The organism is Paenibacillus sp. J22P59, from assembly GCF_059383895.1.
Window position 1 is genome coordinate 412,120 of sequence record NZ_JBXENX010000001.1, and the last position, 9,849, is coordinate 421,968.

9 protein-coding genes are annotated in these 9,849 nt (G+C 47.5%); 8 read left to right on the forward strand and 1 reads right to left on the reverse strand.

Annotated elements, in window-relative coordinates:
- Positions 1–294: 294 nt before the first annotated feature.
- Complete coding sequence (locus AC50YO_RS02035; RefSeq protein WP_494842595.1) at positions 295–1,056, reverse strand: 4'-phosphopantetheinyl transferase family protein; 762 nt, start codon at positions 1,054–1,056, stop codon at positions 295–297.
- Between the two features lie 264 nt (positions 1,057–1,320).
- Between AC50YO_RS02035 and fabD (AC50YO_RS02040) the strand changes: the two genes are divergently transcribed.
- Genes fabD (AC50YO_RS02040) through AC50YO_RS02075 form a run of 8 tightly spaced genes read left to right on the forward strand, consistent with a single transcriptional unit; the run spans position 1,321 to position 9,833 of the window.
- Positions 1,321–2,187, forward strand: a complete 867-nt coding sequence (gene fabD / locus AC50YO_RS02040) for an ACP S-malonyltransferase (protein WP_494842597.1) — start codon at positions 1,321–1,323, stop codon at positions 2,185–2,187.
- A 13-nt stretch (positions 2,188–2,200) separates the two neighbouring features.
- Positions 2,201–3,157, forward strand: a complete 957-nt coding sequence (locus AC50YO_RS02045) for an acyltransferase domain-containing protein (RefSeq protein WP_494842599.1) — start codon at positions 2,201–2,203, stop codon at positions 3,155–3,157.
- Positions 3,158–3,189: 32 nt separating this feature from the next.
- Positions 3,190–5,499 (forward strand): ACP S-malonyltransferase, encoded by a 2,310-nt coding sequence (fabD, locus tag AC50YO_RS02050; protein WP_494842601.1) that lies wholly within the window; start codon positions 3,190–3,192, stop codon positions 5,497–5,499.
- 39 nt (positions 5,500–5,538) lie between these two features.
- Complete coding sequence (locus AC50YO_RS02055) at positions 5,539–5,787, forward strand: acyl carrier protein (protein WP_494842603.1); 249 nt, start codon at positions 5,539–5,541, stop codon at positions 5,785–5,787.
- Positions 5,765–6,991 (forward strand): beta-ketoacyl synthase N-terminal-like domain-containing protein, encoded by a 1,227-nt coding sequence (locus AC50YO_RS02060; RefSeq protein ID WP_494842605.1) that lies wholly within the window; start codon positions 5,765–5,767, stop codon positions 6,989–6,991. Before AC50YO_RS02055 ends, AC50YO_RS02060 begins: the two co-directional genes overlap by 23 nt.
- A gap of 26 nt (positions 6,992–7,017) precedes the next feature.
- Positions 7,018–8,271 (forward strand): hydroxymethylglutaryl-CoA synthase family protein, encoded by a 1,254-nt coding sequence (locus tag AC50YO_RS02065; RefSeq protein WP_494842607.1) that lies wholly within the window; start codon positions 7,018–7,020, stop codon positions 8,269–8,271.
- The gene (locus tag AC50YO_RS02070; RefSeq protein ID WP_494842609.1) at positions 8,271–9,038 is read left to right on the forward strand and encodes an enoyl-CoA hydratase/isomerase; all 768 of its coding nucleotides are present in this window, start codon (positions 8,271–8,273) and stop codon (positions 9,036–9,038) included. The genes AC50YO_RS02065 and AC50YO_RS02070 overlap by 1 nt, the downstream gene beginning before the upstream one ends.
- A 45-nt stretch (positions 9,039–9,083) precedes the next feature.
- Positions 9,084–9,833 (forward strand): polyketide synthase, encoded by a 750-nt coding sequence (locus AC50YO_RS02075; RefSeq protein WP_494842611.1) that lies wholly within the window; start codon positions 9,084–9,086, stop codon positions 9,831–9,833.
- The last annotated feature ends 16 nt before the right edge of the window (positions 9,834–9,849 follow it).

Consider the following 9,849-nt stretch of genomic DNA (forward strand, 5'->3'; position numbering starts at 1 on the left):
ATTCTATCTCTACGCTGAGAAGCTACGTTAACAGTAGGTTCTCTTTTTTATTGTCTAAGCCAAAGGTCCAGTTTTTTCTGATCCTGAAATGAATAAACTGTTCTTTATATCTCGGTATTTCCGATTCGAAGCGTATCATTATCGTTTAGTCCGATGTGACTAGGACAGTTGAACTGATAATCGTCTCGCTCTTTAGCAGATATGAAAACCGTGGTATTATATCTTTCGATGAAAGGATTGAAGAGGTTGACATGTTCGTAGTGAGAATGTGTTAATACAATGGCTGTCAAAATCTTATTCGTTTTGCGTAATCCTCCGTATGCCTTGGTTGACTAGGTTGATGTCTATTTCGATCTCTACATGTTTCGGGTACGTTATGGAGCACGCGCAATCTTCTAAGACAAACGAAATGGCGGCATACTGGGTGAAATTCGTAAATGAGCCAATCCAACACCCATCTTTTTCATAGATATCTTTAACTTCCAGTAGTTGTAAAGGAATCGTTAACCCCGTTTTGATTGCTTTGGATAAGGATTCTTTTAAAGTCCAAATGATGGTGATAAAGCTTGCATAGGAACAAGAGAGACGATCGGCGATCATCTTCTCGGAAGTGGTTAATTCGGCTTCTACCGTTCTGGTTATGCCGGTATTGATTTTCTCTATATCGATTGCTAGAATCAGCACTTCAGGAAAGGCGATCGCGGCGGCTATGTCATCGCAATGAGTTAAGCTGGCATGTATATGTTTCGGGGAGTCATGAAGGACCAGAGGTTGGTTGAACACTCCATTTTTTATTTGAATTTTGGGTAGCTGATTATGGCCGAGCAGGGCAGCGACCGCTTTTTTGGCGGCATATCTTCCCAGAAGATAGCTTCGTATCCTTCGCTCATATTTCAAGGTATTCAAATAAACCATTTCTTCTACGTGAAGATAAGCATCCGGACCATCGATCAGTTGGCTGAGGGCCATTTTGCAAAAATGCATCGAAACAGGGTAGGATTCCTTCAAGTGTTTGATTGTGAAAATATAAGAAAAATGATTATTGCCGTCAGGCATATCGAGGGTCTCCGAATTCCTAAAAAAGTATTGTTAACTGCTGTTCGCCACCTAGCTTACCATAAATGGAATGAGCAGGGAACGTTTATCACTCACATCATCGAATGTCACGTTTCGCCATTTCTATCATTTTTACAATGTCAAAAAGCACTTATTGACAGGTTCAATACCCTACTATATATTATTACGGTAGAATGGGTAAAAGTGTAAAATTAACCTCATAAAACAATAAATATCATAAAATAGGAGTTGATTTAATAACGAATGAGCACTTACGTATTTCCCGGTCAAGGCTCTCAGCACAAAGGTATGGGACGTACTCTTTTCGATGAATTTCCGGATCTGACAGATCAAGCGGATGACGTATTGGGATACTCGATTAAGAGGCTGTGTCTGGAAGATCCTTATGCCTATTTGAGTAGGACTCAGTATACTCAGCCGGCCTTGTACGTTGTGAACGCTTTATCTTATTTGAGTAAAATAATAGAAACTGGAAGGAGGCCAGATTACGTAGCGGGGCATAGTCTAGGTGAATATAATGCTCTTTTTGCCGCCGGAGCTTTCGATTTCAAAACAGGGCTCGAGCTTGTGCAAAAAAGAGGCGAGTTGATGAGTGCTGTCAGCGGAGGCGGAATGGCTGCCGTTATCGGATTAAAAGCCGAGCAAGTTGAGGATGTATTGGAGAGAAACCAATTATCCTCCATTGATGTCGCCAATTATAACACGGACACTCAGATCGTGATTTCCGGCCGCAAAGATGATATCGAGAAGGTCCGACCGATTTTCGAAAGCAACGACACGGTTCAGAAGTTCGTCTCCCTAAATGTCAGCGGTGCATTCCATTCCCGTTATATGCGGGAAGTCAAAGAAGCATTCAAGTTGTTTCTCCAGTCCTATACGTTTCAGCCATTATCCATTCCGGTCATTTCAAATGTCAGCGCCAAGCCATACAAACATGAACAGATTGCTCAGTCTTTATCTGATCAAATTAGCTTTGCCGTCAAATGGACGGAAAGCATTGACTATTTATTAGAACAAGGGGAATCAGTTTTTGAGGAAATCGGGCCAGGGCGGGTCCTGACCGGCATGATAGCCAAGATTAGAAGGGACCGGGAAACGACGGACTTATAAGACGAGGTGAGGTATGGGCAAACCGATTGTTTTCCTGTTTTCTGGACAAGGTTCTCAATACTATCACATGGGGAAGGAACTCTGGAAGCATCATCCCACATTCCGCCATTGGATGCTGCGATTAGATGCGTTAATGGTTCCCTACACGGGTATATCCGTCGCAAGCGAAATCTATCATCCGCAAAAAGGGCTCTCGGATCCATTTGATCGGCTGTTATACACTCACACCGCTATTTTTATGGTGGAGTATGCCTTGTATCAGGTTTTGCTAGAACTAGGGATCAAACCAGATTACGTACTCGGTACGAGCTTGGGGGAGTTTACCAGTGCGGCGATAGCCGGTGTTCTGCCTGTTGAAGATATAGCAGCGTGCGTGGCCCAGCAAGCCTCAGCGATAGAACAAAGCTGTGCCAAAGGCGGCATGATCGCTATTATGAACAATCCTGATTTCTATTACGAAGCCCGTCAGTTATACGAGAATTGTGAGCTGGCTTCCGTTAATTACAGCTCGCATTTCGTAGTTTCGGGCGGGGAAGAGCAGTTGGGAATGGTTGCTCAATTTCTTAAACAAGAGCAAATCCTGCACCAACGGCTGGCTGTTTCCTACGCTTTTCACTCCTCTCAGATCGAACCTGCAGAAAAAGAATTTATCTATTTGTCGCAAGCTAAGTCGTACCGGAAACCTGCAATTCCAATCATCTCCTGTCTTCATGGAGGATTGGCGAAGGAAGTCGATGCCCAGTTTTTTTGGGAAATCGTAAGGAGGCCCATTCGCTTTCAAGCGGCCATTCGCTATTTGGAGAATTTACATGAATGCGTCTATGTAGATGTGGGACCCTCGGGAACGCTCGCTAATTTTATCAAGCAACAGGACAAAGAGAAATTCGGACAGCGCTGTTTTTCAATCAGCACCCCCTTTAACCAGGAACTTAAAAGCTTGCATACACTCCAAAACTTATTCCGTCCATAACATATGTAAGAGTCGGAGAGGTGGTCCAGTTCATGCTGACGTATGTATTTCCTAGTCAAGGTTCGCAATATAAAGGAATGGGAAGTAAGCTCTTCGATGCATTCGGGGATCTGACCGCAAAGGCAGACGAAGTGCTAGGCTATTCCATCAAGCAGCTATGCACCGAAGATTCCAATTCCCAATTGAACCAAACTCAATTTACGCAACCTGCTTTATTTGTTGTGAATGCTTTGACGTATTTGAGTCATATTCAAGAAACCGGCAAAAAACCGGACTTCGTTGCCGGACACAGCCTCGGGGAATACAATGCGCTGTTTGCCGCCGGAGCCTTCGATTTTGAAACAGGGCTGCGACTTGTCAAAAAGAGAGGCGAGTTGATGGGTCTGGTGACAGGAGGAGGTATGGCTGCGATCATAGGTCTCCGGAAAGAGCAGGTAGCAAAGGTGCTGAAGGCACATAGCCTCGACGGAATCGATGTTGCCAATTACAATACCCCTTCCCAAATCGTCATCTCTGGCAGAAGCGCCGAAATCGAAAAAGCCAAAACTATTTTCGAAGCCGCTGCCGGCGTTCAGATGGTCGTCCCCCTTAAGGTCAGCGGAGCCTTTCATTCCCGATACATGAGCGAAGCTCAAAAGGAATTTGAACGGTATCTGGAATCTTTTTATTTCCTTCCTTTATCCCTTCCGGTCATTTCTAACGTTGAGGCAAGACCCTATGAATATGAAAAGCTGAGCGCAACTCTAGCTAAACAGATTAGCAGCCCTGTGCGATGGGTGGAAAGTATACGATATCTCTTGAAGCAAGGCGAGATGGAGTTTGAAGAGATCGGACCGGGTCGAGTGCTTGCCGGTATGATTCAGAAGATCATCCGAGAGTCCGATCCTGATGAGGAGTTGGAAGCTGCCTCTGAACCAGTATCCACTGCGTCTTCTGAGACGGTTGCGGATGCTAAGTTTGTGTATCCGACGTTAACTGCCTCATCTTTGGGAAGCTCCGAATTCAAGAAAGACTATAACCTGAAGTACGCCTATTTGGCGGGAGGCATGTACAGAGGGATCGCTTCGCAAGAAATGGTTGTGAAGCTGGCAAAGTCCGGTTTGATGGGTTTCCTGGGCACTGGCGGGATGAGTGTGCGACAGGTGGAAGAGAATATTTTATACATTCAAAGTCAGATTTCCCCTGGGCAGGCCTACGGTGTCAATCTGGTTCACAATTGGAAAAATGCCGAGAATGACAATAGTCTGATCGAGCTTTTTCTAAAAATGAACGTTCAGCATCTTGAGGCTGCAGCGTTTTTGAATGCGCCCTCTTCGTTAGTACGTTTTCGTGCAAAAGGCTTGTTTCGGGATGCAAGCGGAGCAGTGGTAGCCAAACACAAAATCATAGCTAAAGTTTCACGACCGGAGGTAGCGGAAGCTTTTTTGAGCCCTGCCTCAGATATCATCCTCCAAGCACTTGTGGCGGAGAATTTGATCACTCGGCAAGAAGCCGAATTGGCTAGAGAACTGCCGGTGGCAGATGACATCTGTGTGGAGGCTGATTCGGCCGGCCATACGGACAGCGGTGTTGCGTATACGCTCATGCCGGCGATGCTCCGTTTGCGGGACGATATGATGGCGAAGTACCGTTACCGGAAAAAGGTGCGCATCGGGTCGGCGGGAGGGATTGGAACGCCGGAGGCAGCACTGGCTGCTTTCATGCTGGGGGCCGACTTCATTCTGACGGGCTCTATTAACCAATGTACGGTGGAGGCCGGAACCAGCGACAGGGTGAAGGATTTGCTACAGCAGATGAACGTACAGGATACGGATTACGCACCCGCCGGAGACATGTTCGAGATGGGCAGCAAGGTGCAGGTGCTGAGAAAAGGCGTGTTTTTTCCCGCCCGTGCCAATAAACTGTACGAAATCTATCGGCGATATAATTCGTTGAATGAAATCGATTCGTCTATATCTGAGCAGATTCAGAATAAATATTTTAAACGCAGCTTTGAACAGGTCTATGAGGAACTGAAAGTCCGTTATCCGAACGAGATTGATAAGGCCGAACAAAACCCTAAGCACAAAATGGCTCTGATTTTTAAGTGGTACTTTGGATACAGTTCGCGTCTGGCCTTGAGCGGCAGCGAAGAATCAATGGTAGATTATCAGATCCACTGCGGCCCGGCATTGGGCGCTTTCAACCAGTGGGTGAAAGGGACAGAGCTCGAGAACTGGAGAAAGCGGCATGTGGATGAGATTGGAGAGAAGCTGATGATCGACACAGCAGAGCTAATCAATCGTAAACTTGTCTCGCTGCTTCTCCCTGCCGAACAGGATAAAATTCCTGCTCCCGTTTAACGGAAAGAATCAACATCATATTTCGAGGAGGAAGCATGAATGAATAAAGAAATTATTGTTGAAATATTGATCCGCAACATCCGCCAGGTTCTTCCCGGACTGGAGGAGCATTCGTTTCAATTTGGGGACAAGCTGTCGGATTTGGGAGCGGATTCGGTGGAACGCGCCGAGATTATTAGCATGGTGCTTGAAGAACTATCTCTTCGCATCCCTCGCGTAGAATTGGCTGGAGTCAGCAATATAGGCGAACTGGTCGAGGTGCTGCATGGGAAACTCCAATCGGCCTGATGTGCTTGTGACAGGAGTAGGCGTGACAGCGTCTATCGGCCAAGGAAAGAAGGATTATTGGCCGGCGCTCTTGTCTGGCCGTACAGCCTTTCATGTCATGCAGCGTCCAGGCAGGCAGAAGGAAAGCCGATTTATAGGCTCTGAAATTTCTACTTTGTCGGGTCTCGAAGCGATTTCGAGCAAGCTGCTGCGAAAGGCATCTTTCTCAGGGCAGGTGTCCCTGGTTACCTTATACGAAGCCTGGGTGGATGCAAAATTGGATTTGGCCGATCCAAGTCGCATTGGACTCATTATCGGAGGGTCAAATGTTCAACAAAGAGAGATGGTTCAAACCTTCGAGACTTACCGTGACCGTGCTGAATTCATCCCCCCTTCTTATGGGCTGTCGTTTATGGACAGCGATCTTTGCGGACTGTGTACGGAACAATTCGGGATTCAAGGACTGGCTTATACGCTGGGTGGAGCTTCGGCAAGCGGTCAGCTCGCCGTCATTCAAGCGGTGCAAGCGGTAATGTCTGGTCAGGTGGATATTTGTATTGCGCTAGGAGCTCTGATGGATCTTTCTTATCTGGAATGTCAGGCATTAAGAGCGTTAGGGGCAATGGGAACCGACCGCTATCCAGATCATCCCGCGCTGGCCTGCCGACCGTTTGACCGCAACCGAGATGGTTTCATCTATGGAGAATCGTGCGGAGCTTTGGTAATTGAGCGGGCAGAGACGGCCAAGAGCCGTCAGGTCAAGCCCTATGCGGCCGTTACGGGTTGGGCAGTGAAGATGGATGCCAATAGAAACCCGAATCCTTCTCTGAATGGAGAAGTTCAAGTCATTAAGAGCGTACTCAAGCAATCTGGACTTTCTGCCAGAGAGATTGATTATCTGAATCCTCATGGTTCGGGTTCCCTGATTGGAGACGAGACAGAACTCAAGGCGATTCGCGATTGCGGACTTTCGCATGTCAGGTTGAATACGACCAAATCTATTACCGGTCACGGCCTCACGGCGGCAGGTGCGGTAGAACTCGTCACAACCTTATTGCAAATGCGGGAATCCCGCCTGCATCCCTCTAGAAATTTGGAGGACCCCTTGGACCCCGGCCTGAACTGGGTTGGAGATCAATCCATCACTTGCGGAATAACGAATGCTTTAAACTTAAGTTTGGGCTTTGGCGGAATCAATACAGCCGTTTGTTTGCAAAACATTTGAATGTGTATGTGAAAGGAAGGTTCGCGATGGTTTCTGCGGGAATAGAAGCGATCAATATTTTTGGCGGCACGGCTTACTTGGATGTCATGCAATTGGTAAAACACCGCAATCTGGATACGGCCCGATTCGAGAATTTGTTGATGAAAGAGAAGGCCGTGGCGTTGCCTTATGAAGATCCGGTTACTTTCGGTGTTAATGCGGCAAAACCCATTCTCGATTCTTTAACCGAGGCCGAAAAGAGCCGGATCGAGCTGCTTATTACGTGTACGGAATCAGGCATTGATTTCGGAAAATCTCTTAGCACTTATATTCATCATTATCTAGAGCTTCCTCGGAACTGCCGTTTGTTTGAGATCAAACAAGCCTGCTATTCGGGAACAGCCGGCTATCAGATGGCCATTAACTTTATTTTGTCTCAAACCTCACCCGGAGCGAAGGCTCTGGTCATTGCCAGCGATATCTCGCGGTTTCTGGCAGTCGAAGGAGGCGACGCTCTAAGTGAGGATTGGTCCTATTCCGAGCCAAGCGCTGGAGCTGGCGCCGTAGCCGTATTGGTTGGCGAGAATCCCATTGTATTTCAAGCGGACGTGGGGGCGAATGGCTATTACGGCTATGAAGTTATGGATACCTGTCGGCCAGCTCCGGACAGCGAGGCTGGGGATGCGGATCTGTCCTTGATGTCCTATCTGGACTGCTGTGAGCAAACTTATATGGAATACAAGCGTCGGGTGCCTGAAGCTGATTATAGAAGCACATTTCATTATCTGGCCTTTCACACCCCTTTCGGAGGGATGGTAAAAGGGGCTCATCGGACAATGATGCGCAGGATAGCAAAAGCCAACAACGATGAAATTGAAGCCGATTTTATTAAGCGCGTAAAGCCAGGCATGACCTATTGTCAACGGGTAGGCAACATCATGGGGGCGACGTTATTGCTGTCACTGGCTAGTACGATCGATCACGCCAGAATGGATTCTCCGAAGCGCGTTGGATGTTTCTCCTACGGATCGGGCTGTTGCTCCGAATTTTTCAGCGGCGTAGTTACGCCGCAAGGATTGGAGCGCCAGCGGAGATTCGGACTGTCGCGGCATTTGGACGAACGCTATCGTCTGTCTCTGGACGAGTATGAAGATATATTCAAGGGAAATCGGGCGATTCGGTTTGGGACCCGTAACGCGAAATTAGATCTTGAATGGATCCCGGGAATTATGAATGCTTCCAGCGGGAGATTGTATCTGAACGAAATTTCCGAGTTTCATCGTAAATATATATGGATGTGATGAACTATCAAACCCTGCAAGTCCGTTTTCAGGAGTCGATCTGTTTCATTAGGTTTCATCGTCCTGAAGCCAATAACACGATCAATGATCGGTTCGTTCAAGAATGCTTGCACATTCTGACGATTTGTGACAACACGGCTAACGTCGTCGTTTTAGAAGGGTTGCCCGAAGTGTTCTGTTTCGGAGCTGATTTTCAAGAATTGCAGGAGGAATGGAGCAGCAGCCTGGACCATGTTCACGATCCGGAACCGTTGTATAGAGTATGGCTGAAGCTGGCATTGGGGCCATATGTGTCTGTCGCTCATGTTCGCGGGAAAGTGAATGCCGGAGGCGTAGGATTTGTCGCAGCCAGCGATATCGTCATTGCGGATGAAACGGCGCAGTTCAGCTTGTCTGAGATGCTGTTCGGCCTTTATCCCGCTTGCGTGCTTCCCTTTCTCACACGTCGGGTCGGGTTTCAAAGAGCCCATTATTTGACGTTAACAACTCAATCGTTCTCTGGCTCACAGGCCGCTGCCTGGGGACTGGTGGATGCATACGAAACGCAGAGCGAAGGGTTGCTGCGCAAACATTTATTGCGTCTCAGACGGCTATCCAAGACGGGAATCGCCTCGTATAAAGATTATGCCACAAGCCTGGATGATAGCCTGCAAAGTGCAAAGGTACTAGCCCTGAATGCGAATAAGGAGATGTTCTCTGTCCCCCGCAATCAAGAAGGTATCATCCGCTACGTACGCACGGGAAAGTTCCCGTGGGAGGATGAATGAGTAGGCAGTAGGAGAGGAACCGAAGATGCTTGGAAGGAGGAGGCGATGATGTTTTCTGTAGTTGAGCTGCTTGAAATTGAGCCGGAAATCGTGCAAGTAAAGATGCAGGATAGAACGCATCGAAATGCCTTTTCCAAGGAGTTGATCGAGGGGTTAAATCAATCCTTCGAGATGATCCGCTCCCATCCCCATTATAAAGCTGTGATTCTAACCGGATATGACAGTTATTTTTCAACCGGCGGAACGCAGGAAGGCTTGTTAAAAATTCAGCAAGGCTCAATAAAATTTACGGACGATAGCCTGTATTCTCTAGCCTTGGACTGTCCCATTCCCGTTATTGCCGCTATGCAGGGGCACGGAATTGGAGGAGGCTTCGTGATGGGTTTATTTGCAGATTTTGTCATATTGAGCCGGGAGAGCCTATACACGACGAACTTCATGAGGTATGGATTTACGCCCGGTATGGGAGCTACTTATATCGTCCCGCAAAAATTAGGCTTTACTCTCGCTCAGGAAATGCTTATGAATGCAGGGAATTACCGAGGGGCCGACCTCGAGAAACGCGGAATCGCCATTCCGGTTTTACCCCGCAATCAGGTCTTAAGCCATGCCTTGGAGTTGGCCCGGCAGCTGGCAGAAAAGCCAAGATACTCGTTGGTGACGTTAAAGGAACATCTCGTCGCTCCGCTTCGCGAGCAACTGTCCAAAACGATACAACAAGAGCTAGCGATGCACGAAAAAACGTTTCATCATGAAGATGTGAAAAAAAGGATATCTGAATTATACGGTTCGTAATTCGATTTCATAGCGG

Bases quoted from the DNA above. Each gene is read 5' to 3' on its own strand.
- AC50YO_RS02035 (WP_494842595.1), bottom strand. From the start codon at position 1,056: ATGCCTGACGGCAATAATCATTTTTCTTATATTTTCACAATCAAACAC.
- fabD (WP_494842597.1), top strand. From the start codon at position 1,321: ATGAGCACTTACGTATTTCCCGGTCAAGGCTCTCAGCACAAAGGTATG.
- AC50YO_RS02045 (WP_494842599.1), top strand. From the start codon at position 2,201: ATGGGCAAACCGATTGTTTTCCTGTTTTCTGGACAAGGTTCTCAATAC.
- fabD (WP_494842601.1), top strand. From the start codon at position 3,190: ATGCTGACGTATGTATTTCCTAGTCAAGGTTCGCAATATAAAGGAATG.
- AC50YO_RS02055 (WP_494842603.1), top strand. From the start codon at position 5,539: ATGAATAAAGAAATTATTGTTGAAATATTGATCCGCAACATCCGCCAG.
- AC50YO_RS02060 (WP_494842605.1), top strand. From the start codon at position 5,765: ATGGGAAACTCCAATCGGCCTGATGTGCTTGTGACAGGAGTAGGCGTG.
- AC50YO_RS02065 (WP_494842607.1), top strand. From the start codon at position 7,018: ATGGTTTCTGCGGGAATAGAAGCGATCAATATTTTTGGCGGCACGGCT.
- AC50YO_RS02070 (WP_494842609.1), top strand. From the start codon at position 8,271: ATGAACTATCAAACCCTGCAAGTCCGTTTTCAGGAGTCGATCTGTTTC.
- AC50YO_RS02075 (WP_494842611.1), top strand. From the start codon at position 9,084: ATGATGTTTTCTGTAGTTGAGCTGCTTGAAATTGAGCCGGAAATCGTG.